Raw genomic sequence first — 24988 nt, 5'->3', positions numbered from 1 at the left:
GATTAGTCGTCGCCCTTGAGCTTCTTGCGCTGCACGTAATAACCGGCGGCCTCGCGCACAAAACCGGCGCAGAGGATCGCCTGGTAACGCGACTCCAGCTCCTCGGCGATGGCCAGCAGCTCTTCCCTGCTCGAGCGGAACGGGCGCAGGGCGTTATAGATTTCCAGTACCCGTTCATCCGGCACCGCGGTCAGCTCGGCGGCGCGCTCGAAGTTCATCGCCAGCAAATCGCGGCCGGCGGCGCGGGCGATATCCGCCTGGATACGCAGGATTTCCGGGGTAATACGCACGTCCTGGGCGGTGACGCTGCCGTTGAGCACGTTGGCCAGCGTCAGGTCGTCAAGGGTCTTGCCGGTGGCGGTCTTGACCCAGTCCGGATGTTTATTGGTCAGCGGGTAATCCGCCACGCCGGCCTTGACGGTTTTGGCCGCGCCTGGCGCGGGGGGAACCGCCCTGGGCGCGTCCGGGTTGTTCATGCGCGCCAGCACGTCGCGCACCATGGTTTCAATTGCTTCAGCATTCATCGTCGTTACCTTAATTCGCGCGTCGCCAAGAGCGCCCGCGCAGAGACAGTCAGGTTGAAGTCGTTGCGTTCAGAGCGCCACGCTCAGTTCCTGCGGCAGCTTACCGGTCACCACGTACTTGGTTTCCTTGATATGCAGCACCGCGGACTTGGCCTGGTATTTTGGCCGGGCCATCTGATCGTTGAGCGTCGGCACCGGATCCGGCGACTCGCCCTTGGCGTAGCGGGCCGCGTTTTTACCGATATGCCGGTAGGTTTCCAGCGTCAGCAGCGGCGCCTGGGGGAACAGCTCCAGGTTCGACAGCGGCGGCAGGCCACGCTGATGGATAACCGTCGTGCCTTTGGACTGGATGCCTATCGAGATGCCCGAACCGCTGAGCCGGTTGCCTTCCACCGCCACAAACGCCACGTCGGAGGATTTAAAACAGCGGATCACCCGCGCGCGCACGCCTTCCTCCTCGATGCCGGCAATCAGCTCGCGCAGGATCTGCTTATGGGGCAGGCCGATAATATTGACGGTCTGCGACAGGCCGAACGCCGGGCCGACCGCGATAATCACCTCATCCTTATGGGAACCCGGCCGGGCGTCGCCCAGCACCTTGAGGAAATCGCAGGTCTTGCCGTCACCGGCCTGGCCCGCGGCCGGGGAGGGCGCCGCCGCCGGGGCAAAGGAAATCGGGTTATCCCGGGGCTGCATCCGGCTTATCACGTCGCCGATAATTTGCCGTAATAAAGTTTCGTTAATTTCCATCATGGCCGCCTTGGTTAACCCAGCTCGCTGGGATCGAGCGCGTTGGGAATATTTTTAATTTCTTCCCAGCGAGCGCCCTGCAAGCGGTATCCGGTGGCCGGACCCGCGTAATCGTTGACGTCGTTCACCGCCGACAGTACCTGGCCGTTGCCGACGATAATCGCCGAGGTATGCAGATAGTCGCCGGCGATCTTGGCTTTCTGGATATCCAGCACGCTTTGCGCCACGTCGGTGAAACCGCCTTCGGCCAGCGCCTTGACCACTTCCAGCCCGGTACGGTTTTTCTCGATGATCTCCTGGGCGAACTTCATGTCCTCCACCTTGTTGCGCGCCGGCATGTCCTTTGAGCCGTGGGCATAGGTGGCGGCGGCGACTTCCTCGTCGGCGATGGGCGGCAGTCCCATGCCGGCAAAGGCGGCCTGCAGCGCGCGCGCCGCTTTATTACGGATGGCCACCACGTCTTCCTCGCGCACCGGACGCAAACCGCCGTCCACTTTCAGGTCGCGCTGCAGGATGTTGTAGTCGTCGAAATCCTCGGCGTCCTCATTGGAACCGGCGAACATATTGTCGTAGTTCGGCACCGCTGAATAACCGGAGGAGATAAAGTCGGTGCCGGGCAGGAACTGCATCAGCAATCGCGCGGTGCGGCGCATATCGGAGTGGGTAAAGGTCTGGTCGTTGCTGGAGGCGCATTCCAGATCCAGCGACGAGCAGATCAGGTTTTCCGCCAGCACCGCGCGAATGCCCGACGGCACCGCCGACGGGATGCCGATACAGCTTACCGAGCCGTTTTGCAGGCCCTGTACTCCGGCGGCGCGGGTGATAAAGATGCAGCGCGCTTCCAGGTACAGCATGGATTTACCTTCGGCGTAGCCCATCTGCACTTCCGAGCCGGAGCCGGAGGTGAATCGCATCTTCAGGCCGCGCGAGGCATAGGAGGAGGCGAGGAATCCCTTTGACCAGGGGGTATCGTCACCGTCGGTAAACACCGGTTCGGTGCCGTAGACCGAGATGGTTTCGGCGTAGCAGGTATGGCCCAGCATGCCCAGCTTCAGCTCGGTGGCTTCCTCCAGCGAGCATTGCGTCAGGACGCCGGGACGACCGACCTGCGAGCCGATGAGCAACGCGATGGCGTTAAACGGCGCATAGCGCGCCACCGCCACGGTGGTTTCCTGCTCGTCAAAGCCGCGATAGGCGCCTTCGGCGGCGTCGGCGGCAATCTGCACCGGGTTATCCTGGATATTGGTGACGTGCGCCTGCTGGGAAGGCGTGCGACGGGCGCGCATCTTCTGCATCGACATCATCATTTCCACCACGTTCATCTGCGACATCACCTCGACGATCTTCGCCGGCGTCATGGCGGTGGTCAGTGGGATAATCTCGGCGCGCGATACGTTGGGATCGCAGAGCATTTTTGCCAGTTTCACCGAGTCCATCGCCATGACTTCGTCGGAACGCGACAGATTGATGCCGTAGTTGGCGATAAAGTGGTCGATTAGATCGAAATCGGCGCGTGCCTTGCCGTCAAGCTCGGTGACCTTGCCGTCGACTATCTTGATCGACGGTTTGGGGTCGTTGGGACTTTCCATGGCTATAAAGCCTTCCTCGACCCACTCTTTGACGAAGCCGTCCTGGTTAACCGGCCGTTTCGCCAGCGCTTCAAATCGCTTGGATTTCATGCCATCCCCCACAAGGAGTTAGATATAAGACGGACGATCGTTATGCGGCGCCGCGCCAAGCGTACCGAGCAGCGTCTTGCCGATTTCACGGGCGGACGTCACCGCCTGGCGCACCGCGCCGGAGTCGCCGGAGACCACCAGGATCACTTCGTTGCTGAAGCTGGTGCCGTTGGCCGGGGAGCTGTAGGCCACCACGTCGACGTTGGCGGATTTCACCGCGGTATCGGCCATCACCACGCCGATGGCGGCGGGGGCGCCGACAATCACGCCGCAGGCCTTGCCGATGGGCGCGCCGAAGGCTTTTTCCAGCGCGTAGCTGGCGCGGGCGCTGTACTGCAGTTCAATATGACCGGCCTCGTTGCTGTAGACGTCGCCAAACGTCCGGTCCAGTTCCTTCAGCGCCACTTCAACCGCGCGTTTCACGTCGGATACGTCTTCGCCGCCGAAAATGATTAACGAGCCATGGCCCGCGCCGCCTTTGGTGTCGCGGGGTAGTTCAATGCTGACCACTTCGGTATTGGTCGCCTTGACCGCCTCGTCGGCCGCCATAATGTGCGGGCCGGCGCCGATGCGGGTGCCGAGAATACCGATGGAGCGGTAGCGTTTTTCCAGTTTCATCGCCGTCAGCACCGCGCTGTCGACGTTGGCGATCACCAAACCGATGGTGTCGCCCATGGCCGTGCCGACGAATTCCGTTAGGTTACAGGTGTTTTCCGACATATCCGGACCTCGTTCCAATGGGGTGAGAGAAGGGGACGCCCCGGGGGCGCCGTCACCGATTTTCGCCATCACCTGGGCCAGGATCGCCTCGATGACCTTATCGGTGTTCATTCGCGAATTCCTTTAGGTAAAAACTTCTCCACATCCGCGTGGGGACGTGGGATGACATGAGTGGCGACCACTTCGCCGACGTTGGCCGCCGCCATGGCGCCGGCATCGGTGGCGGCCTTGACCGCGCCGACGTCGCCGCGCACAATCACCGTGACCAGACCGGAACCGATTTTTTCATAACCGACCAATAACACATTGGCCGATTTCACCATGGTATCGGCCGCTTCAATCGCGGCGGTCAGACCTTTGGTTTCCACCATGCCCAGGGCTTCTTGTTGCATTTTTATTACCTCGACCAATCATTGATATTCGTGTTGTCCGTCAGGAAATATACCTGTAAGCGATAAAAATTAATGGTCACGCTGATATAAGAATGTAAGAAATGATTGGCGATGGCATGACAAAAAATTGTCATAATAAATTTAAAACCCCACGTCCCGCTTGGGTTCAAACGGATTTATCGATAGCACATATTAATTTTTGGCGTTCCATAATAATAAAATTAATCTTGATGTCGGCATTAATTTGTGATTTACCCACCCGCTGGGCGAGGCAAAAAAAAGACAGGATAGCAATAATGTATTATGGCCAAAAAATAACAACCCCTTTGGTGACAAGGCTTGCAGGTCGGCATTGGTGCAAAAAACACCTGGCGTGCCGATTATTTATTATTATCTGTAGCTAAATTTTATGCGGTGATTTTTGTTACGTAAAAATATAATTGCAAGCGAGATCTCATTTGATTGATAAATAGCTTTGTCAAATTACAACGGCGCATATAGCTTATTGACCAACAAGACTCCCACGCTATAAAACGTCCGTTAAATATAGACACAATGTCTGTCGGGAGAAAATGCGTTTCACGTTAATAATTATTTCATATCGACCTCATACAGGAAAACTACGATGAGCGACACTCTACGATCGGTAAAAGGGCAATGTGTTGCCGAACTGCTTGGCACCGGGCTGTTTATATTCTTCGGCACCAGCGTGCTGTGCGCGGCCAAGCTCGCCGGCGCCAGCTTCGGCCTGTGGGAAATTTGCGTGGTATGGGGGCTGGGCATAGCGTTGGCGGTATACCTGACCGCGGGTATTTCCGGCGCGCATCTCAACCCGGCGGTAACGGTTGCCCTGTGGCTGCTGGCCAGTTTCGACGGCAAAAAGGTGCTGCCCTACATCCTGGCCCAGGTGGCGGGCGCCTTCGGCGGCGCGGCGCTGACCTACCTGCTGTACCATAATATGTTCGACATGTACGAGCAGGCCCACCAGATGGTGCGCGGCAGCCAGGAGAGCCTGTTCCTGGCCAGCATTTTTTCCACCTATCCGGCCGGCGCCATCAGCGTCGGGCTGGCGGCGCTGGTGGAAATCGTCATCACGTCAATCCTGATGGGGCTTATCATGGCGCTGACCGACGACGGCAACGGCGTGCCCAAAGGCCCTTTGGCGCCGCTGCTGATAGGTATCCTGGTGGCGGTGATCGGCGCCGCGACCGCGCCGCTGACCGGTTTCGCCATGAATCCGGCGCGTGATTTCGGCCCCAAGCTGTTCACCTTTTTTGCCGGCTGGGGCGACGTGGCGATGACCGGGGGCAGGGACATCCCATACTTTATCGTGCCGATCGCGGCGCCCCTCGTCGGCGCCATCATGGGCGCGGCGGTATACCGCTTCCTGATTGCGCGCCACCTGCCCGGCAACCTGAAGCAGGACGCAGCGCAACCGCCGGTTCGGCCTTAGGCCGCTGGTCAACGTTTGCTGATAAAACCGTGCTCAGGCTCATGGGCAGGCTTGACTCGCCACGACCGGGGATGACCCCGGCTTGCCATATTGTGACCGCCGGCTTGCCGGGTCCGGCACGATCGAATAATTGTGTGGCAGAGCACGGTTTTTATTAAGGTAAAAATGATTAAATCCAACATGGCTTTAAGATATTTAGTCGTAATCGCTGCATCTTCCTTTGGAACATGACAACCAGGCGAAATATATATTTTTTGTTACTGGTTTATTAAAAATAAGTAAAGCGCGAGAGGGCCTAATATGAATTCCGGCAGTTTTATGGATTCAGAACTGATAAATAAAATCGCGCAGGATTTCGCTAATGCCACCAATCTCGCGGTTGTGGTGGTGAATATTCATGGTGAGGAGGTTTCGGATTTATATCATTTCACCCCGTTCTGCCAATTGATGCGCCAGGATCCGGAAATGGGCCGCCGATGTCGCATGAGCGATCGCTGCGGCGGACTGGAAGCGTCCAAATCCAACCAGCCCTGTATTTACCGCTGCCACGCCGGATTGACCGATTTTTCCATCCCGCTGGTGATTGGCGGCCATCTGGTCGGATTCGTGTTGTGCGGACAGGTACGGCTCAATGATGCCGTCAAGCTGCCTGAAGTGCAGGAATGCAGTTCTTTCGTCTGGCAGCAAAACTTCCAGCTGGCCGAGAATTTCGAAAAAATCCCGGTGATCGATTATGATCGGCTGCTGTCCTCCGCCGACCTGCTGAAAATCATCGTCGATAACTATCTGAAACAACAGCTGGATTTTGTGGTTATCAAGGAGCACGCGCCGGCAAGCAATGAGCGCCGGGCGGCGATCCCCAGCCAGCACGACAGCAAAATGAAAAAAGTCCTGCGTTATATCGACAGCCACTATTCCGAGGATCTGCGGCTTGAGGACGTGGCGGCCATGGTGTATTTAAGTCCCTATTATTTCAGCAAATTATTCAAGAAATACCAGGGCATCGGTTTTAACGCCTATGTTAACCAGCAGCGTATGCACAGCGCGCGCCAAATGCTGGAGCAAAGCGACTGGTCCATTTCGGTCATCGCGCGCAATCTCGGCTTTTCCCAGGCCAGCTATTTTTGCAAAGTGTTTCGCCAGGCGTATCGTATTACTCCCCAGGCCTATCGTGAACAGCGCCTCACCTCGCCGAATAGCGGCCCGGCCAACAATATCGCCTTGCCGCATAATTAACCTTTTTTCCTTTTGCCGATGCATTTACCGTGAAGCTATTAAGTCACGGCGATCGGGTTCTCATTTTTTTAATTTTCATAACGCTATTTAATGCCATCGGCATCGTCGGTGAAAATGGCCTTCAGGGACGCCGGGCAACGGCGCCGCTAATTATCGATAGCTAAAAAGTGTTATCGCCTGGCAATAAATTTCAATTAAATAGCCATAGGTGGACATTTTTTTTGATCCAATACGGGGTATATTTCCCCTAGATACTTTAGATTAGTAATAACAGGGTAGCCGCTGGTTGATTTTTCCATAGCCGGGCGGCGTAAATGCCATAGTTATCAGGTTAAACGCGCCGCAAGGCCGTCAGGGAAGGAGGTGAAAATCCTCCGCAGCCCCCGCTGCTGTAATGCCGACAAATCCGGCGTCACCACTGATCGAAAACGATTGGGAAGGGCCGGAAAAGGATGACGCAAAGCCAGAAGACCTGCCTGATGACAAGAGCCAAACAGGCTCGGCAACAACTCCTTCGGTGGGAAGCGGGTTGTCTGAACAATGTCGCCGGGGCAGATCCAGCCCGCCGCCGTTGCTTATGACAATCCCGTTCGGCCCACCCTGGCATAACGGGATGCGGATGAAAGCGATATTGGTTGGCGGCGCGCAAAGCGGGACAGGCAAGACATTGCTGACGCTTGGCCTGCTGCGGGCGCTGGCGCTGCGCGGCATGCGGGTTCAGCCGTTTAAATGCGGGCCGGATTATATCGATACCGGCTGGCACCGGGCGGTCAGCGGCATAGCCTCGCATAACCTGGATGCCTATATGTTGGGGCCGGATACGCTGAGCGGCCTGTTTACCCGGCATATGCGCGCTGCCGACGTTGGCGTTATCGAAGGCGTCATGGGGCTGTATGACGGCCTGGGCAGCGACGGCGGAGAATGCAGCAGCGCTTCGCTTGCCAAACAGCTGGGCGTGCCGGTGGTGCTCATCATCGACGGTAAGGCGGTGTCCACCTCCGCCGCCGCTACCGTGCTGGGTTTTCAGCTATTCGACCCCGCGGTCAATATCGTCGCCATCATCATCAACCGGGTCTCCTCCGAAAATCATTTCAGCCTGATCAAAACCGCCATTACCCGTTACTGCGATGTGCCGGTACTGGGCTATCTTCCACCGCTTAAGGACTGGGAACTGCCTGCTCGGCACCTGGGCCTGGTGCCGGCCCGGGAAAACCGGCGCCTGGAGACGCAGTGGGACCAGTTGGCCGCCTGCGTTGAACAGCATATCGATATCGACCGCCTGCTCCAGCTTGCCGATTGCCTGCCCATGCCGGGCCGCCTGCCCGCGCCGCCCGCCGCCCCCCGCTACCATAATCTGACCCTGGCGCTGGCCGAAGACGAGGCCTTCCATTTCTATTATCCGGATAACCTGCAGCTGCTGCGGGATGTCGGCGTGCGTATCGTACCCTTCAGCCCATTGCGCGACAGCGAGCTGCCGGCGTGCCAGATGGTCTACCTCGGCGGCGGTTTCCCGGAAATCTTCGCCGACCGGCTGGCGGCCAACCAGGCGATGCGCGCGGCGCTGCTGGACGCCGGGCGCCGGGGGGCGGCGATCTACGCCGAATGCGGCGGCCTGATGTACCTGGGCACGTCCCTGGAGGATCGGGATGGCCAATCCTTCCCGATGGTCGGCCTGCTGCGCGGCGTCAGCCGCATGAGCGAGGGACTTAAGCGCTTTGGCTACTGCGAGGGACTGGCGCTGACCGATAACCTGCTGACCGCCAGGGGTGAGACGTTACGCGGTCACGAATTTCACCATTCTGAATTTTTCACCGACGAGCAGCCGTTGTTTACCCTGTCCAAGACCACCGCCGGCGGCGGGGTAAAACGCTGGCCGGGCGGTTATGGCGCGGACAATATCCTGGCCAGCTATCTGCACGTGCATTTTTACCAGCGGCCGGCCTTGCTGCGGCGCTGGCTGGACAAAGGGTGCGCGTTGTTATGAGCCTTAGCGCGTTTATCGTCGGCTACCTGCTGGATCTCTGGCTGGGGGATCCGCCGCACTGGCCGCATCCGGTGCGCTGGATAGGCCGCGCCGTCTCCGGGACGCAGCGGGTGATTCGCCGCCGCTGCCGGAGCCGCCGGTCGCTGTATATCGGCGGCGGAGCGCTGTGGCTGGTGGTGGTGGGCGGAACCTGGGGATTGACCTGGACGCTGCTGCGGGCGCTGTCGTTTTATCCCGCCCTGCAGTGGCTGGCCACCGCCTGGCTGGCGTATACGCTGCTGGCGACCCGGTGCCTGCGGGACGCCGCCATGGCGGTTTACGATGCGCTGCGGGCGGATAACCTGGCGGAATCCCGCCGGCAGCTGTCCCATATCGTCGGCCGCGATACCCAGAACCTGACGCGGCCGCAAATTATGCGCGCGGTGGTGGAAACCGTGGCGGAGAACAGCGTCGACGGCGTGATTGCGCCGCTGTTCTGGCTGTTTATCGGCGGCGTGCCGCTGGCCATGGCCTACAAGGCGGTGAATACCCTGGACTCGATGGTGGGATACCGCACGCCGAAATACGAGGCCATCGGCTGCGTGTCGGCGCGCATGGACGACGCGGCCAACTGGCTGCCGGCGCGTCTGGGCTGGATGCTGCTGGCGCTGTCGGCCGGGCTGTTGCGCCTGGATGGGCGCGGCGCCTGGCGGATTGGCTGGCGCGATCGCCATCAGCATAAAAGCCCGAACTGCGCCTGGTCGGAGGCGACGGTGGCGGGCGCGCTGGGGGTGAGGCTGGGCGGACCCAATGATTATTTTAACGCCCGGGTGGAAAAACCCTGGATTGGCGAAGCGCGGCGCGAGATTGCCCTCGGCGACATCACCGCCGCGATCCGTTTAATGTACGTCGCCTCCGGGCTGACGCTGGCGATGATGTGCCTGCTGTGCGCAGCGGCCGCAAGAATAGGGTAGCCGTATTGCCCGGCAGGGCTGTTTAACGGGGCGAATGCCCGGAGCTGTAGCGCGAATGAGTTATATCAAACAACCGCAAGAAATCGAACGCACCAGTTTTGACATTATCCGGGAGATCATTGCCCGGGAACGCCCCGATTTCCGCTTCCAGGATATCTGGCAGGAAAAAATCATCCTGCGCGCCATCCATACCAGCGCAGACTTCGACTGGCTGGACATCCTGCATTTCTCGGCTGGGGCGACCGGGCGCATTGCCGACGCCCTGAGCCGCGGCTGCACCCTGTATACCGATACCACCATGGCGCTGTCCGGCATCAACAAGACCGAGCTGGCGCGGATCGGCGGCACAATCGCCTGTTATATCGGCGACGCCGGGGTGGCGGAGCTGGCGCGCGCGCAGGGCATTACCCGCTCGATGGCGGCGGTGGATTACGTTGTGGATCTCGCGGGGCGGCAGCCGGACAACAGCCTGTTCGTGTTCGGCAACGCGCCCACCGCGTTGTTTCGTCTGCTGGAGCACTGCGCGGGTTCGGGTTACCGGCCGCAGGGGGTGATCGGCGTGCCGGTGGGGTTTGTCGGCGCCAGCGAGTCCAAGCAGGCGCTGGCCGACAGCCCGCTGCCCTGCATCGCCGCGCTGGGCCGCAAAGGGGGCAGTAATATCGCCGCGGCGATTGTGAACGCCATCCTTTACCAGCTGCGGGAGGCCTGATGGACGACGTGGTCTGGCATAACGGCAAGGCGCTGCGCAAAGGGTACACCACGGGGTCGTGCGCCACCGCGGCGGCCAAGGTCGCCGCCCTGATGCTGCTGCGCCAGCAGGTTATCGACAATGTTTCCATCGTCACGCCGTCCGGCGTCACGCTGAACCTGAACGTAGAACTGCCGCTGATAAGCCCCGGCGAGGCCACCGCCGCCATTCGCAAGGACGGCGGCGACGATGTGGACGCCACCGACGGTATGCTGATTTTTGCCCGGGTGCGATTGCGCTCCGATCCCGCCATCTGCATTGACGGCGGCGACGGCGTGGGCCGCGTCACCCGCAACGGCCTCGGACTGGATATCGGCCAGGCGGCGATTAACAAAACCCCCCGTCATACCATCGAGACGGCGGTGCGCGAGGCCATCGGACCGGGACGCGGCGCGGATGTGGAAATTTTCGCCCCGGAAGGGGAAGCACGGGCGCGCAACACCTATAACGCGCGCCTGGGCATCCTCGGCGGGATCTCCATTATCGGCACCAGCGGCATCGTGACGCCGATGTCGGAGGAGAGCTGGAAAAAATCCCTTTCACTTGAGCTGGGCATGAAGCGCGCCGATGGCATGGATCGGGTGATCCTGGTGCCGGGCAACCACGGCGAACGCTTTGTCGCCGAGCAATTACAGATCGATGCCAGTTACGTTGTCACTATGAGCAATTTTGTCGGTTATATGCTTAAAGAGGCTGAACGCCTGGGCTTCCGGCAGATCCTGATGGTCGGCCATTTCGGCAAGTTGGTGAAGGTGGCGGCGGGGATTTTCCATACCCATAGCCATATCGCCGACGGGCGCCTGGAAACGCTGATTGCCTGGCTGGCGTTATGCGACGCTCCCCACGCGCTGATGCACCAGGTGGCGGACTGCGTGTCCACCGAGGAGGCGATGGCGTTGATTGACGCCGCCGGCTGGCAGCGGGTCTATCCGGCCATCGCCGCGCGCGTCGCCGAACGCATGGCGGAACTGCTGCGTTTTTCATCCCGACCGCCCCGCTGCGATGCGCTGCTGTTCTCATTCGACCAGCAGGTGCTGGGCAGCAGCCGCCCGGTGGCGGCGTTGACGGAGGCGTTCCGGTGAGCGCGTTGCAGGCGGTAGATAGCGACAGCGTCAATCACGACGCGCCCGGGGTTAGCGTGGTCGGCCTCGGCCCGGGAGACAGCGATTACCTGACGCCCGCCGCCCGCGGGCTGATCGATCGCTGCGCGGTGCTGATCGGCAGCCCGCGCCAGCTGGCCTGTTTCCCGGATTTCCCCGGTGAAAAGCGCCCGCTCGGCCCGTCGCTGGCCGGCCTGGTCGACTGGCTCGGCGCCAATCAGCAGGTGGTCACGGTGGTGCTGGCCTCGGGGGATCCTATGCTCTATGGCATCGGCGATTACCTGAGCCGGCGGCTCGGCCCGGAAAACCTGCGCATCGTGCCGGGCATCAGCGCGGTGCAGTACCTGTTTTCCCGGGTGGCGCTGTCGATGAACGATGCGTATCTCACCAGCAGCCATGGCCGCGCGCCGGATTTTGATTTCCTGCTCGCGCATCCCAAGGTGGCGATGGTCACCGACGGGCGCATCGGTCCCTATGAGATTGCCCGGGAGATCCTGGCGCGCGACCGGCGCCGGGTGATGATTATCGGCGAGAACCTGTCCTATCCCGACGAACGTATCCATCGGCTGCCGCCCGAGCGGGTGGCCCTGCATTATGCAATGAACGTGGTGGTGATCCTCGATGAAAGATGAAGATTTTATCCGCGGCCCGGTGCCGATGACCAAACGCGAAGTGCGGCTGGTGGCGCTGGACCGGCTGGAGCTGGCCGACGCACGGCTGCTGGTTGACGTGGGCGCGGGCACCGGCAGCGTGGGCATCGAGGCCGCCCGCCGCTATCCGGGGCTGAAGGTGGTGGCGGTGGAACGCCACCCCGACGCGCTGGCGCTGATTCGCCAAAATTGCGACAGGTTTGCCCTGGACCGGGTGGAGATTATTGCCGGCCACGCGCCCCTGCCGCTGGCGGTACGGGCCGACGCGATCTTTATCGGCGGCAGCGGCGGCAACCTGGAGGCGATTATCGGCTGGGCCGCGGACCTGCTGGTGCCGGGCGGACGCCTGGTGATTAACCTGATTTTGCAGGAGAACCTCGGCGAGGCGCTGAGATGCCTGGACCCGGCACGGTTTGGCCGGGTGGGCTGTATCCAGATGCAGGTGTCGGCCCTGACCGAACTCGGCGGCGGACACTTTTTCAAACCGAACAATCCCGCTTTTATTATTTCCTGTCTCAAGGAGAACACCCATGACAGAGCCCTTTGACCGCCGGCTGATCTGGTTCGTTGGCGCAGGACCGGGCGACCGGGAATTGATCACCCTCAAAGGCTACCGGCTATTATGCCAGGCGGACGTGGTGATCTACGCCGGATCGCTGATTAATCCCGCCCTGCTGGACTATTGCCGGCCGGGGGCGGCCCGTTACGACAGCGCCGGCCTCAACCTGCGGCAGATTATCGACCAGATGGCCGAGGGCGTCGCGGGCGGCAAGCTGGTGGTGCGCCTGCAAACCGGTGATTTGTCCCTGTACGGCTCCATCCGCGAGCAAATCGAGGAACTGGCGATGCTTAATATCGGTTTCAGCACCGTGCCGGGCGTCAGCGCGTTTCTCGGCGCCGCGGCGCGGCTGGGCGTGGAGTACACGGTGCCGGAGGTCTCGCAAAGCCTGATTATCACCCGTATAGAAGGCCGCACGCCGACGCCGGCACTGGAGTCGCTGGAGGCGTTTGCCGCGCACCGCGCCTCGATGGCTATTTTCCTGTCGGTACAGGCGATCGAGCGCGTGTCGGCGCGTCTGATCGACGGCGGTTATCCCGCCGATACGCCGGCGGCGGTGATCTTCAAGGCCACCTGGCCGGAAGAAAAAACCGTGCGCGGCACGCTGGCGGATATCGCCGGCAAGGTGCGCGCGGCGGGCATCGGCAAGACGGCGCTGATCATGGTGGGCGCCTTCCTGGGCGATGAATATCACTACTCCAAACTGTATCACGCGGAATTCACCCATGAATATCGTCAAGCCTGAGTCGGTCGCCCTGTTTTGCCTGACACCCGGCGGCGTCCAGCTGGCCAAACGGCTGGCGGCGCTTATCCCGATGACCTGTTTTACCAGCCAGACCCTGGCGGAGCCGGGGTTAGAGCCGTTTCGCGGCACCCTGGCGCGCACCGTGGCCGAGGTGTTTAACGATTATTCGGCGCTGATCTTCATTTGCGCCACCGGCCTGACGGTGCGGGTGATCGCGCCGCTGATTAAGGATAAGTTCAGCGATCCGGCGGTGGTGGTGATTGACGATCGGGGACATCACGCCATCAGCCTGCTTTCCGGCCATATGGGCGGCGCCAACGCGCTGACCGGCTATATTGCCGGTCTTATCGGCGCCACGCCCGTGATCACCACCGCCACCGATGTCAACCAACTGGCGGCGGTGGATATCCTGGCCCAGCAGTTGAACGCCACCATGACGAATTTTCGCCGGACGGTGAAAAAACTCAACCAACTGCTGGTCTGCGGCGGCAGGATCGGCCTGTACTGGGACCAGACGTCGCTGGCGACGATAAAAATGCGCTGGCCGCAAGAGTATTGCGACACCCGCGGCCTGCTGCTGGTAACCGATCTGGACGATTTGCCCGAGCTGGACGCGCTGCTGTACGTCAGTTTGCACGACAGCGTGCCGGACGTGCCGGTGCCGGTGTATAAACTGGTGCCGCGCTGCGTGGTGGCGGGCATCGGCTGCAAGCGCGACACGCCGCCGTCCAGGGTATCGCATCTGCTGGCGCGGCAGTTGGCGCACCTGCATATCGATCCGCTGGCGCTGCGCGCCATCGGCAGCGTGTCGATTAAAAGCGACGAGCCGGCGCTGCGTTATCTGGCCAATCAATGCTGCGTGCCGTTCGAAACCTTCTCCGTCGAGGTCCTCAAACCGGTGGCCGCCCGTTTCCCCGGCTCGGATTTCGTTAAGCGCGTCGTGGGCATCGGCAGCGTTTCCCAACCCGTCGCCTGGCTGATGAGCAACGGTCGCCTGGTGGGCGATACGCTGCGCACCCAGGGCGTGACCATTACCTTAGGAGTTTCCTGCTGATGCTGTATGTGATCGGTATCGGCCCGGGCAGCCAGGCCGCAATGACCCTCGAGGCGCTTGACGCCATTCGCGACGCCGACATTATCGTCGGTTACAAAACCTATACCCATCTGGTCAAGCACCTGACCGGCGACAAGCAGGTGATCAAGACCGGCATGTGCAAGGAGATTGAGCGCTGCCAGGCGGCGCTGGATCTGGCGGTGACCGGCCGTAAGGTGGCGCTGATCAGCAGCGGCGACGCCGGCATCTACGGCATGGCCGGCCTGATCCTGGAGCTGGTGACGGCGCAGGGGCTTGACGTGCAGCTAAAGCTGATTCCCGGCGTCACCTCCAGCACCGCCGCCGCCTCGCTGCTGGGCGCGCCGCTGATGCATGATTTTTGCCATATCAGCCTGAGTGATTTGATGACGCCGTGGCCGGTGATTGAAAAGCGCATCCTGTGCGCGGCGCAGGCGGATTTCGTGATCTGCTTTTATAACCCGCGCAGCCACGGCCGGCCGGATCACCTGGCCAACGCCTTTGCCCTGATGCGTCGCTATAAATCGGCGGATACGCCGGTGGGCGTGGTGCGCGCCGCCGGCCGCAAGAAACAGGAAAAATGGCTGACCACCCTGGGGGACATGGATTTCGCGCCGGTGGACATGACCTGCCTGGTGATCGTCGGCAACCGGGCAACCTACTGCCGGGATGGGCTGATGATTACGCCGCGCGGCTATCAAATCCAGGCGGAAACGGGCGTATGAACCGGAAACCCCCGCTTGAAAACGCCCGCGTGCGTATCCTCGGCGGCACGTCGGACGCGCTGGCGCTGTGCCGCGTTATGTCCCGTCGCGGGGTGTCCTACAGCCTGTCGGTGGCCACTGCCACCGGCGAGGCGCTGGCGGCGGGCGTGGGGGGGGCCCGGCAGGTGGGGCGCATGGACGCCGATGAGATGGCCGGCTGGCTCCTGGGGGCGCGCTGGGTTATCGACGCGTCCCATCCCTATGCCGAACTGGCGTCGCGTAACCTGGCCGCGGCATGCCGGGCGCTGCGCCTGCCGTTGACGCGCTATGAACGTCCCAGCGATATCGACTCCATCGCCCATCGCCGGCTGTTGCCGGTGGCGTCGCTGGAACAGGCCTGCCGGAAGGCGGCGGGGCTGGGGCAACGCATCCTGCTGACCACCGGCAGCAAGCAGTTGGCCGATTACGTCAGGCTGTTGCCGGGCAAGACCCTGATTGCCCGCGTGCTGCCCACCGCCGCCATCCTGGACCAGTGCGCGCAACTGGGCCTCGGCGTCAACCAGGTTATCGCCATGACCGGACCGTTCAGCCGCGAGCTGAACCTGGCCCTGTACCGGCATTACCGCCCGGATGTGATGATCACCAAGGAATCCGGCCGGGAAGGGGGCTACGCCGAAAAAGTGCTGCCTTGCCTGGAATTGAACATCCCCTGCGTGGTGATTCGCCGCCCGGTGATGTACTGGGACGACGTGATCTCCACGCCGGAAGATTTTGACCGCCGGCTCGACCTGTGGCTTAGGGCCGCCGACGCGGCAATGAAGGAATAACCCATGAAAAAAGCGCTGTTAACCATCAGTTTCGGCACCTCCCATACCGAGGCGCGCGAGCGCAATATCGATGCGTGCGAGCGGCGGCTTTCCGCCGCGTTCGCCGATCGCGCCCCGTTTCGCGCCTTCACTTCCGGCATGATCCTGCGCAAGCTGGCGCAGCGGGACGGCCTGTTGATCGATTCGCCGCCGCAGGCGTTGGAAAAGCTTTGGCGGCAGGGCTATCGGGATGTGGCGATCCAATCGCTGCATATCATCAACGGCGATGAATATGAAAAAATCATCCACCACGCGGCGGCGTGGCGCGGGCGTTTCGACCGGCTGCATATCGGCGCGCCGCTGCTGAACGACGAGCGCGACTACGGGCGGCTGATTATCGCGCTGCAGGCGCAGATGCCCGCCTTGGCCTCCGACGAGCGGGTGGTCTTTATGGGACACGGCACCAGCCATCATGCGTTTGCCGCCTACGCCTGCCTGGATCATATGCTGGGGGCGCGCGGCATTCCGGCGCTGATTGGCGCGGTGGAGAGTTATCCCGATTTGCCACTGGCGATAGCCAGGCTGAAGACACAGCGGATCCGCAAGGTGCACCTGATGCCGCTGATGCTGGTGGCCGGCGATCACGCCGTCAATGATATGGCCTCCGATGAGCCGGACTCGTGGAAAAGCCAACTGCAGCGCGCTGGATACGAGTGCCAGTGCTGGATACGGGGATTAGGCGAAAATCCCCTGGTCCAGCAGCTGTTTGTCGATCATCTCCTCGATCGCGTCGCCGAGGAGGTGACCCTGTGAACGGCAGGCTTTATGCCATCGGCACCGGGCCCGGCGCAACCGATTTAATCACGGTGCGCGGCGCGCGGACGCTCGGCCGGCTGGGCGTGCTGTATGCGCCGGCGGGGCGCAAGGGCGGCGATAGCCTGGCGCTGAGTATCGTGCGTGAATATCTTTCCGACAGCGTCACTATCCGGACGCGCCATTTTCCCATGAGCCTGGACAGCGGGGAAAAAGACGCCGTGTGGGATGCGGTGGCGGCGGAAATGGCCGCCGACGTGGAGCAGGGGTTGCGGGTGGGATTTATCACCCTGGGCGACGCCATGCTTTACAGCACCTGGGTGTTTTTGCTGGCGCGCCTGCAAGGGCGCATCCCGATTGAAATCGTTCCCGGCGTGACCTCGTTCGCCTGCATCGCCGCCCGGGCGCAGCTGCCGCTGGCCATGGAAAGCCAGTCGCTGGCGGTGATGGCCTGCACCGATGATGAAAGCGCGCTGGAACAGGCATTGTTAACCCATGACTGCGTGGTGTTGATGAAGGTCTATGGCCGTTTTGCCCGCATCCAGGCGCTGCTGCGGCGCCTGGGGCTGCTGGATAACGCCCTGCTGATGGCCGACGCCTCGCTGCCGCAGGAGCAGTGTTTCCGCGCGCTGGGCGAACTGGAGCCGGATCGCGCGCTACCCTATTTTTCCACGGTGGTGGTCAACAAAAGCTGGCCGGCCGCCGCCGCAAAATAATAAATGCATTTGATGGATAACCGAGGATTTAACCGATGAACCTACAGATTGGACAGGGGTTTTCCGCCTTCGGCGCCGGCATGGCGCTGCTGTTGATAGTGGTGCCGCAGGATGCGTACGCCATGCATATCATGGAGGGGTTCCTGCCGCCGATGTGGGCGCTGGCCTGGTGGCTGCTGTTTTTGCCCTGCCTGGCCGTCGGCCTGACGCGCATGAGGCAAATTGTGGCCGAGGACAGCAACCGCAAGGTGCTGCTGGCGCTGTGCGGCGCGTTTATCTTTGTGCTGTCGGCGCTGAAAATCCCGTCGGTGACCGGCAGTTGTTCCCATCCCACCGGCGTGGGCCTGGCGGTGATTATGTTCGGTCCGTGGGTGCTGTCGGTGCTGGGGGCGGTGGTGCTGCTTTTCCAGGCGCTGCTGCTGGCCCACGGCGGCCTGACCACACTTGGCGCCAATGCCATTTCGATGGCGGTGGTGGGTCCGCTGGCGGGCTACATGGTCTGGCGGCTGTCGCTGCGCATGGGACTGCGGCGTGATGTGGCGGTGTTTTTGTGCGCGATGCTTGCCGATCTCTCCACGTATATGGTGACCTCGCTGCAGCTGGGCCTGGCGTTTCCCGATCCCGTTTTCGGCTTCACCGGTTCGGCGCTGAAATTTATGGGCGTGTTCTGCCTGACGCAAATTCCCATTGCGATTGCGGAAGGGTTACTAACGGTGATGATTTACGACCAGTTAACCAAACGGCAGCTGATTAGCGTGGGGAGTCATTAAGATGAAAAAAATGCTGATATTGCTTTCCCTGGTGGTGGCGCTGATGGTGATGCCGTTTTTTATCAATCACGGCGGCAGCTACGGCGGGTCGGATAACGAGGCGGAAGGGCTGATCGGCACGTTGGCGCCTGATTACAAACCCTGGTTTTCGTCGCTCTATGAACCCGCCAGCAGCGAAATCGAGAGCCTGCTGTTTACCTTGCAGGGCTCAATCGGCACCGGGGTGGTGTTTTATATCCTGGGTTTTTACCGGGGCAGGGAAGTCCGTGGCAAGGAAAGCCACGCTCAAGACAGTCGCGCCGGGAAAGCGCCGGGCAATGAGCGTAGCGGCGGGCAAAACCGCGTTAACGACGGCCGCGCCGAAGACCAAGACGACCGGGGCGGACGTCATGCTTGAAATCGATCGCCTGTCCTGGCAAAACCGCTGGCAGGCCCGGGATCCGATGCGCAAGTTCGTGCTCTATATGACGTTGCTGGGCATCGCGCTGCTGACCTCGCCGCTGTACCAGTGCGCGACCTTGCTGCTGCTGATCCCGCTGACCTGCTATCTGGCGCACGTAGGCTTGACGCGTTATCTGCGCTGGCTCAGCGTGCCGCTGGGATTCCTGGCGGTCAGCCTGTTGAGCATCGCGGTCTCGTTCGCCTGGTCCGCCGACGGTATGCTGTACAGCGTCAGGCTGGGGAGCGTGTTTCTCGGCCTGGATAAACACGGACTGGTATTGGCCAACCAGGCCATGTGGCGCAGCATGACCGCCCTGGCGGCCACCTACCTGTTCGTGCTGACCACGCCCTTTACCCAGATTATCCAGATCCTGAAGCGCTGCCACCTGCCGCGGCTGCTGATTGAGCATACGTTGCTAAGCTATCGCTTTATTTTTATCTTTCTTGACGAGGCCGTGGCCATTCGCCAGGCGCAGTCGCTGCGCTTCGGTTACCGCTCGCTGCGCACCGGTTATCATTCGCTGGCGATGCTGGTGGGCATGCTGATGTTGCGGGTGATGACCCGTTATCGGGAAATGTCCATCGCGCTGGAGGTGAAATTGTACCAGGGCGAATTCCATTTATAAGGACCTATGATGTTAGCGACCGAAGCACTCTGTTTTTCCTGGCAACAGGATCAGCCGGCGCTGTGCGATTTGACGCTGGATTTCAGCCGCGGCCGGGTCACCGGCCTGATTGGCGCCAACGGCTGCGGCAAATCGACGCTGTTTATGAACCTGCTGGGTTTGCAGAAGCCGCAAAGCGGCCGGGTCCTGTGGCGGGGAAAACCGCTGGAATACGACAAACGCAGCCTGCTGGCGCTGCGCCAGCAACTGGTGATGGTGTTCCAGGAGCCGGATCACCAGCTGTTTTACACCGATATCGACAGCGATATCGCCTTCGCGTTGCGTAATCTCGGCGTGGACGAAGCGGTCATCCAGGCACGGCTTGACCAGGCGCTGGCGCTGGTGGGGGGCAACGGATTTCGCCACCGGCCGATCCAGTATCTTAGCCACGGCCAGAAAAAACGCGTGGCCATCGCCGGGGCGCTGGTGATGCAGTCGGACTACCTGCTGCTGGACGAACCCACCGCCGGGCTGGACCCGCAGGGCCGCGAGGCGATGATCGGCATTATCCAGCGTATCGCGGCCCAGGGCCGGCACGTGGTTATCGCCAGCCATGATATCGACCTGATTTATCATATCTGCGATTACATCTATGTGATGGCGCAAGGGCGGCTGCTGGCACAGGGCAGCGAGCGGGAGGTGTTTCTGCAAACGTCGATGCTGGCGCGGGCGGGACTGAGCCAACCCTGGCTGGTCAAGGCCCATACCCGGCTGGGCATGCCGCTGGTCAAGACCGAACGGGAACTGTTCGCTTATTCCGAACAATCGCGGGAGACGGTGTAATGACCTTATCGATTATGGTGCAGGGCACCGCGTCCGACGTGGGTAAAAGCGTCCTGGTGGCCGGACTGTGCCGTATCTTCGCCCAGGACGGGCACCGTACCGCGCCGTTTAAAGCGCAAAACATGGCGCTGAATTCCTGGATCACCCGCGCCGGGGCGGAAATGGGCCGGGCGCAGGTGTTCCAGGCCGAGGCGGCGGGCATCGAGCCGGACGTGCGCATGAATCCGGTATTGCTTAAGCCGACCAGCGATCGCAAGTCGCAGGTGATCGTGATGGGCCAGGCGCTGTGCCATATGGACGCCATGGATTACCACCTTTACAAGCCGCAGCTGCGCGAGCGGGTCGGCGAGGTATACCGCAGCCTGGCGGCCGACCATGACATTATCGTGATCGAGGGCGCGGGCAGTCCGGCGGAGATCAACCTGCGCGATCGCGATATCGTCAATATGGGCATGGCGGAACAGGCCAACGCCCCGGTGCTGCTGGTGGCCGATATCGACAAGGGCGGCGTGTTCGCCGCCATCTACGGCACGCTGGCGCTGCTGCGCCCGGGCGAAAAGGATCGGGTCAAGGGCGTGATCATCAATAAGTTTCGCGGCGATCTGGCGTTGCTCAGGCCGGGCATCGAGCAAATCGAAGCGCTGACCGACGTGCCGGTGGTGGGCGTGATGCCATGGTTTGACGAGCCGCTGGAGGATGAGGACGGCGTGGCCTTGCAAGGGGACAAGTACCGCCGGGGGGGCGGCCGCGAACTGGATATTGCGGTGATCCAGCTGCCGCATATCGCTAATTTTTCTGATTTCAACGCGCTGGCGGTGCAGCCGGACGTCAGGCTGCGTTATGTTAAACGCGGCGAGTCGCTGGGGGTGCCGGATTTGCTGATTATTCCCGGCAGTAAAAATACCCTTGGCGATCTGGCGTATCTGCGGGATAACGGCATTGACGCCGATATCCACCGCGCCCATGGGCAGAGCGTGCCGATACTGGGTATCTGCGGCGGGTTCCAGATGCTGGGGAGGCGGGTTGCCGACGGCATCGAATCGGGCATTGCCGAGACCGGGGGGCTGGGCTTGCTTGACTGCGATACCCGCTTCGAACCGCGCAAAATCACCACCCAGGTGGAGGCGGGAGCGCGGGCCCTGCCGGCGGGCGTATTTGCCGCCGGTGGCGGGATGGCGTTAACCGGCTATGAAATACATATGGGCCAGACCACGCTTGGCGCCGGCGCGCGTCCTTTTGCCACCCTGACCAGCCAAAACGGCCGCGCCTGCCGGCAGGATGACGGCGCGGTTAACGCCGCCGGCGACGTGGCCGGCAGCTACATCCACGGACTGTTCGACAGCCCGTTGTTTACCCGGGCGCTGCTTGATGCGCTGCGCGAACGGCGCGGCCTGGGCAAGCTCGACACGCCGGTGGCCGGCTGGCGCGAACGCAAGGAGCTGTCGTTTGATGCGCTGGCCAGCCAGATGCGCGCCCATATCGATATTCCATTGCTGTACCGTATTATGCGTCGGCACGCGGCGAAGGGGGAACAGGCATGATCGGGTGGGGGAATATAACATGATGCTGGTGACCGGCGGCGCGCGCAGCGGTAAAAGCCGCCTGGCCGAAACCCTGGCCGCGCGCGGCGGCGGCGCGGTGCTGTACATTGCCACATCGCTGGTGACCGATGACGAGATGGCCCGGCGGGTGGAGCAGCACCGCCGCGATCGTCCCGCGCACTGGCTGACATGGGAAGGCCATTGCGATCTCGACCGGGTGATCCGCGATCATGCGGATCGGGTGGACGCGGTGCTGCTGGAGTGCGTCACCACGCTGATTACCAATCTGCTGTTCGATCGGGCGGGCGATGCGCCGCCCGAAGCGATGGATTTCGTCGCCATCGAGCGCCATATCACCGGGCAAATCGACGCGCTGATAGCCGCCTGCGCCGGCGCGCGTTGCCCGGTGGTGCTGGTGACCAACGAGCTCGGCATGGGGATCGTGCCGGAAAACCTGCTGGCCAGGCGGTTCCGCGATATCGCGGGCCGGGTCAACCAGCGGCTGGCCGCCGCCGCCACCGACGTGTGGCTGGTGGTATCCGGCATTCCGGTGCCGATCAAGGGCAACGCCGGTCATCCCCTTAATCAAGACGATAATCACCACGCCGGAGCACCGCGATGAAATCCTTTTTGGCTACCCTGCAATTCATGACCCGTCTGCCGGTGCCCGCGCGCTGGACGCAGGATTTGCCGCTGGACGCCTATGCGCGCGGGGTGATCTGGATGCCGGCGGTGGGACTGGTGACGGGGCTACTCTGCGCGCTGGCGTTTGCCCTGGCGCAGCCGGTGTTCGGCACGCCGTTGGCGGCCCTGCTCACCGTGCTGGCCAATGCCATGGTTACCGGCGCCTTCCACCTCGACGGGCTGGCGGATACCTGTGACGGCATATTTTCGGCGCGCAAGCGGGAACACATGCTGGAAATCATGCGCGACAGCCGCATCGGCACCAACGGCGCGCTGGCGATGGTGTTCGCCATCGGCCTGCGGCTGGCGGCAATGGTGGCGTTAAGCGAACATCGCGGCGGCGCGCTGCCTTATATCATCACCGCCCCGGTCATCAGCCGCGCGCTGATAAGCATCCTGATGTACCGCCAGCGCTATGCCCGCGAAACGGGCCTCGGCAATGTCTATATCGGCAAGATCGACGGCCATCATTTCGCCGTCACGCTGCTGGCCGGGCTGTTGCTGACACTGGCGATTGCCGGTCTGCGCGGCGGCGCGGCGGCGCTTATCGTACTGGTGCTCGCCTATGGCTACCGTGCCCGGATCAATGCGGTGCTGGGCGGACAAACCGGCGATACCCTGGGCTGCGGCGTGGAGGTGTTCGAATGGCTGTTTTTACTCGCGGCGCTGGGCGTGCCGTTATGAATCTCTACCTGGCGCGCCATGGTGAAACCCGGGCCAACCGCGACGGCGTCTACTGCGGCGTCAGCGATCTGCCCCTGACGCAACAGGGCCGCTGGCAGGCGCACCGGGTGGCCTGGCAGTTGGCGGATATTCCCTTCGGGCGGGTGCTGACATCCCGGCTGCGGCGCAGCCGGGAGACGGCCGCGATCCTCTGCCCGGGGACGGCGCCCGAAGCCTGGCCGGAGTGGGACGAAATGAATTTCGGCGAGTGGGAACTGCGGCATCATCGGGACCTGCGTGCGCAGGACCCGGTACGCTATGCGGCCTGGTGCGACGACTGGCAGCACGCGCCGCCGCCGGGCGGGGAAGGGTTCCAGGAATTTGCGCGGCGGGTGGAGCGGGCAAGCGCGCGCCTGCGTGGACAGGCGGACGACGGCAATATCCTGCTGGTTGCCCATCAGGGCGTGCTCGGCGTGCTGCTGGCCACCCTGCTGGGATTGCCGCCCACCGCCATGTGGCATTTCCCCTTCCGCCAGGACGCCTTTACCCAGGTGCGGCTGGACCACGGATTTTGTGTACTGAACCGATTGAACGACGGCGGCCGGGCCACGATGCCCGCACGCTGAAACCGCAACCCATATTGTCGGGAGAAATGATGAAAACACTGCAACAGGTTATCGACGCCATCCGGCCCCTGGACGAACAGGCGATGGCGCGGGCGGAACAACGGCTGGACGGCTTGCTCAAGCCGCCGGGCAGCCTGGGCCGGCTGGAGACCCTGGCGGTCCAGCTGGCGGGTATTATGGGCGATCGGCCGCTGGCGTTTGCCGGTAAACAGATGATGGTGATGGTGGCCGATCACGGGGTTTACGAGGAAGGGGTGGCGGTATCGCCGCGTATCGTTACCGCGATCCAGGCGGCTAATATGGTAAAAGGCACCACCGGGGTATGCGTGCTGGCGGCCAACGCCGGGGCGGGGGTTACCGTGGTGGATATGGGGATTGACTGCGAACAGCCCCTGCCCGGGCTGCTGGACCGGCGCATGGGCCGCGGCTGCGGCAATATCGCCGCCGGCCCGGCCATGACCACCGGCCAGGCGCGCGTCGTGCTGGAAACCGGCGCGGCGCTGGTCGCCGAAGCGGTTGCCCGGGGCACTACCTTATTTGGCGTCGGCGAACTGGGCATGGCGAATACCACGCCCGCCGCCGCGCTGGTGAGCGTACTGACCGGTATGCCGGCGGCCGATGTGGTGGGGCGCGGCGCCAATCTGCCGCTTTCCATGCTGGCGCATAAAATCGAGGTGGTGGAGCGCGCCATCGCCGTCAATCAGCCGGACGCGCGGGATGGCGTCGACGTACTGGCGAAAGTAGGCGGTTATGATCTCGGCGGCATGGCCGGCGTGATGCTGGGCGCCGCCGCCGAGGGCGTGCCGGTGATACTGGACGGTTTTCTATCTTATGCCGCCGCGCTGGTCGCCTGCCGCGTCGCCCCGCAGGCGCGGCCTTATTTGATTCCCTCGCATCTGTCCGCCGAGAAAGGAGCGAAAATTGCCCTGGCGCATCTGGACCTGCGTCCGTATTTTGATCTGGAAATGCGACTGGGCGAAGGCAGCGGGGCGGCGCTGGCCATGAACCTGGTGGACGCCGCCTGCGCCGTGTATAACGATATGGGCACCCTGGCGGCCAGCGATATCGTCCTGCCCAGCCACTAAGCGTCGTCGATAGGGCAACCGCATGCCGCGCGGTTGCCCTATTGTCCTATCGCAGCGCTGAGCGGCCCGTATCCACCCAATGATGGCAATCAGCGCTTAGGATGCCATTTCGCCCGGTGCCGCAAC

Annotated in this window: 27 protein-coding genes, 1 pseudogene and 1 riboswitch; of the genes and pseudogenes, 23 read left to right on the top strand and 5 right to left on the bottom strand. The window is 62.1% G+C overall.

All coding sequences use genetic code 11. The features are described 5' to 3' along the window. Positions 1 to 2: 2 nt before the first annotated feature. The 5 genes from pduE to pduA form a co-directional block, all read right to left on the bottom strand. Positions 3 to 524, bottom strand: coding sequence for a propanediol dehydratase small subunit PduE (gene pduE, locus GRH90_RS10600; RefSeq protein WP_162365902.1), 522 nt, complete (start codon positions 522 to 524; stop codon positions 3 to 5). Positions 525 to 593: 69 nt separating this feature from the next. Next, positions 594 to 1274: a propanediol/glycerol family dehydratase medium subunit gene (locus tag GRH90_RS10595; RefSeq protein ID WP_162365901.1), complete on the bottom strand. Its 681-nt coding sequence runs from the start codon at positions 1272 to 1274 to the stop codon at positions 594 to 596. Between the two features lie 14 nt (positions 1275 to 1288). Further along, a complete protein-coding gene (gene pduC, locus GRH90_RS10590; protein ID WP_162365900.1) occupies positions 1289 to 2953 on the bottom strand; it encodes a propanediol dehydratase large subunit PduC in 1665 nt (554 codons plus the stop codon). 18 nt (positions 2954 to 2971) lie between these two features. Further along, entirely contained in the window at positions 2972 to 3784 is an 813-nt protein-coding gene (pduB, locus tag GRH90_RS10585) for a propanediol utilization microcompartment protein PduB (RefSeq protein ID WP_162365899.1), read from the bottom strand. After that, positions 3781 to 4065 (bottom strand): propanediol utilization microcompartment protein PduA, encoded by a 285-nt coding sequence (gene pduA / locus GRH90_RS10580; protein WP_162365898.1) that lies wholly within the window; start codon positions 4063 to 4065, stop codon positions 3781 to 3783. Before pduA ends, pduB begins: the two co-directional genes overlap by 4 nt. A gap of 625 nt (positions 4066 to 4690) precedes the next feature. On the opposite strand from pduA, the gene GRH90_RS10575 reads away from it, so the two are divergent. The 23 genes and pseudogenes from GRH90_RS10575 (at position 4691) to cobT (ending at position 24862) form a co-directional block, all read left to right on the top strand. After that, a complete protein-coding gene (locus tag GRH90_RS10575; RefSeq protein WP_162365897.1) occupies positions 4691 to 5518 on the top strand; it encodes an MIP/aquaporin family protein in 828 nt (275 codons plus the stop codon). Positions 5519 to 5818: 300 nt separating this feature from the next. Beyond that, the gene (gene pocR, locus GRH90_RS10570; protein ID WP_162365896.1) at positions 5819 to 6754 is read left to right on the top strand and encodes a transcriptional regulator PocR; all 936 of its coding nucleotides are present in this window, start codon (positions 5819 to 5821) and stop codon (positions 6752 to 6754) included. Positions 6755 to 7065: 311 nt separating this feature from the next. Then, a riboswitch (cobalamin riboswitch) is annotated at positions 7066 to 7248 on the top strand. A gap of 125 nt (positions 7249 to 7373) precedes the next feature. Further along, a complete protein-coding gene (locus GRH90_RS10565) occupies positions 7374 to 8738 on the top strand; it encodes a cobyrinic acid a,c-diamide synthase CobB (protein ID WP_162365895.1) in 1365 nt (454 codons plus the stop codon). After that, on the top strand, positions 8735 to 9691 hold the full coding sequence (cbiB, locus tag GRH90_RS10560; protein WP_162365894.1) for an adenosylcobinamide-phosphate synthase CbiB: 957 nt from the start codon (positions 8735 to 8737) through the stop codon (positions 9689 to 9691). Before GRH90_RS10565 ends, cbiB begins: the two co-directional genes overlap by 4 nt. A gap of 55 nt (positions 9692 to 9746) precedes the next feature. After that, positions 9747 to 10400: a cobalt-precorrin-8 methylmutase gene (locus GRH90_RS10555; RefSeq protein ID WP_162365893.1), complete on the top strand. Its 654-nt coding sequence runs from the start codon at positions 9747 to 9749 to the stop codon at positions 10398 to 10400. Further along, positions 10400 to 11521 carry a cobalt-precorrin-5B (C(1))-methyltransferase CbiD gene (cbiD, locus tag GRH90_RS10550; RefSeq protein ID WP_162365892.1) on the top strand — a complete coding sequence of 374 codons (1122 nt, stop codon included), beginning with the start codon at positions 10400 to 10402 and terminating at the stop codon, positions 11519 to 11521. Before GRH90_RS10555 ends, cbiD begins: the two co-directional genes overlap by 1 nt. A gap of 5 nt (positions 11522 to 11526) precedes the next feature. Continuing rightward, positions 11527 to 12171, top strand: a complete 645-nt coding sequence (locus GRH90_RS10545; protein WP_178113115.1) for a cobalt-precorrin-7 (C(5))-methyltransferase — start codon at positions 11527 to 11529, stop codon at positions 12169 to 12171. Continuing rightward, positions 12161 to 12736, top strand: coding sequence for a decarboxylating cobalt-precorrin-6B (C(15))-methyltransferase (locus GRH90_RS10540; protein ID WP_162365891.1), 576 nt, complete (start codon positions 12161 to 12163; stop codon positions 12734 to 12736). The genes GRH90_RS10545 and GRH90_RS10540 overlap by 11 nt, the downstream gene beginning before the upstream one ends. Beyond that, on the top strand, positions 12720 to 13493 hold the full coding sequence (locus GRH90_RS10535) for a cobalt-precorrin-4 methyltransferase (protein ID WP_162365890.1): 774 nt from the start codon (positions 12720 to 12722) through the stop codon (positions 13491 to 13493). Before GRH90_RS10540 ends, GRH90_RS10535 begins: the two co-directional genes overlap by 17 nt. Beyond that, on the top strand, positions 13474 to 14547 hold the full coding sequence (gene cbiG, locus GRH90_RS10530; protein WP_162365889.1) for a cobalt-precorrin 5A hydrolase: 1074 nt from the start codon (positions 13474 to 13476) through the stop codon (positions 14545 to 14547). Before GRH90_RS10535 ends, cbiG begins: the two co-directional genes overlap by 20 nt. After that, on the top strand, positions 14547 to 15290 hold the full coding sequence (locus GRH90_RS10525) for a precorrin-3B C(17)-methyltransferase (RefSeq protein ID WP_162365888.1): 744 nt from the start codon (positions 14547 to 14549) through the stop codon (positions 15288 to 15290). Before cbiG ends, GRH90_RS10525 begins: the two co-directional genes overlap by 1 nt. After that, complete coding sequence (cobK, locus tag GRH90_RS10520) at positions 15287 to 16096, top strand: precorrin-6A reductase (protein ID WP_162365887.1); 810 nt, start codon at positions 15287 to 15289, stop codon at positions 16094 to 16096. The genes GRH90_RS10525 and cobK overlap by 4 nt, the downstream gene beginning before the upstream one ends. Before the next feature lie 3 nt (positions 16097 to 16099). After that, on the top strand, positions 16100 to 16888 hold the full coding sequence (cbiK, locus tag GRH90_RS10515) for a sirohydrochlorin cobaltochelatase (protein ID WP_162365886.1): 789 nt from the start codon (positions 16100 to 16102) through the stop codon (positions 16886 to 16888). Then, complete coding sequence (locus GRH90_RS10510; RefSeq protein WP_162365885.1) at positions 16885 to 17604, top strand: cobalt-factor II C(20)-methyltransferase; 720 nt, start codon at positions 16885 to 16887, stop codon at positions 17602 to 17604. Before cbiK ends, GRH90_RS10510 begins: the two co-directional genes overlap by 4 nt. Before the next feature lie 35 nt (positions 17605 to 17639). Then, a complete protein-coding gene (gene cbiM, locus GRH90_RS10505) occupies positions 17640 to 18374 on the top strand; it encodes a cobalt ECF transporter S component CbiM (RefSeq protein ID WP_162365884.1) in 735 nt (244 codons plus the stop codon). Position 18375: 1 nt separating this feature from the next. After that, positions 18376 to 18654: pseudogene (locus GRH90_RS10500) on the top strand (energy-coupling factor ABC transporter substrate-binding protein); the annotation flags it as partial. A gap of 109 nt (positions 18655 to 18763) precedes the next feature. After that, complete coding sequence (locus GRH90_RS10495; RefSeq protein WP_162365940.1) at positions 18764 to 19441, top strand: energy-coupling factor ABC transporter transmembrane protein; 678 nt, start codon at positions 18764 to 18766, stop codon at positions 19439 to 19441. Between the two features lie 9 nt (positions 19442 to 19450). Further along, positions 19451 to 20263, top strand: coding sequence for an energy-coupling factor ABC transporter ATP-binding protein, CbiO family (locus GRH90_RS10490; RefSeq protein ID WP_162365939.1), 813 nt, complete (start codon positions 19451 to 19453; stop codon positions 20261 to 20263). Further along, positions 20263 to 21804: a cobyric acid synthase gene (locus tag GRH90_RS10485; protein WP_162365882.1), complete on the top strand. Its 1542-nt coding sequence runs from the start codon at positions 20263 to 20265 to the stop codon at positions 21802 to 21804. The genes GRH90_RS10490 and GRH90_RS10485 overlap by 1 nt, the downstream gene beginning before the upstream one ends. A 19-nt stretch (positions 21805 to 21823) precedes the next feature. Then, on the top strand, positions 21824 to 22426 hold the full coding sequence (cobU, locus tag GRH90_RS10480; protein WP_162365881.1) for a bifunctional adenosylcobinamide kinase/adenosylcobinamide-phosphate guanylyltransferase: 603 nt from the start codon (positions 21824 to 21826) through the stop codon (positions 22424 to 22426). Continuing rightward, on the top strand, positions 22423 to 23172 hold the full coding sequence (cobS, locus tag GRH90_RS10475; protein WP_162365880.1) for an adenosylcobinamide-GDP ribazoletransferase: 750 nt from the start codon (positions 22423 to 22425) through the stop codon (positions 23170 to 23172). The genes cobU and cobS overlap by 4 nt, the downstream gene beginning before the upstream one ends. After that, the gene (locus GRH90_RS10470; RefSeq protein ID WP_162365879.1) at positions 23169 to 23777 is read left to right on the top strand and encodes a histidine phosphatase family protein; all 609 of its coding nucleotides are present in this window, start codon (positions 23169 to 23171) and stop codon (positions 23775 to 23777) included. The genes cobS and GRH90_RS10470 overlap by 4 nt, the downstream gene beginning before the upstream one ends. Before the next feature lie 29 nt (positions 23778 to 23806). Next, positions 23807 to 24862: a nicotinate-nucleotide--dimethylbenzimidazole phosphoribosyltransferase gene (gene cobT, locus GRH90_RS10465; protein ID WP_162365878.1), complete on the top strand. Its 1056-nt coding sequence runs from the start codon at positions 23807 to 23809 to the stop codon at positions 24860 to 24862. The last annotated feature ends 126 nt before the right edge of the window (positions 24863 to 24988 follow it).

It is taken from the genome of Acerihabitans arboris (assembly GCF_010131535.1).
Classification (GTDB): domain Bacteria; phylum Pseudomonadota; class Gammaproteobacteria; order Enterobacterales; family Enterobacteriaceae; genus Acerihabitans; species Acerihabitans arboris.
The sequence above is the reverse complement of the archived record's forward strand: the minus strand, read 5'-3'. Positions and strand labels throughout refer to the sequence as shown.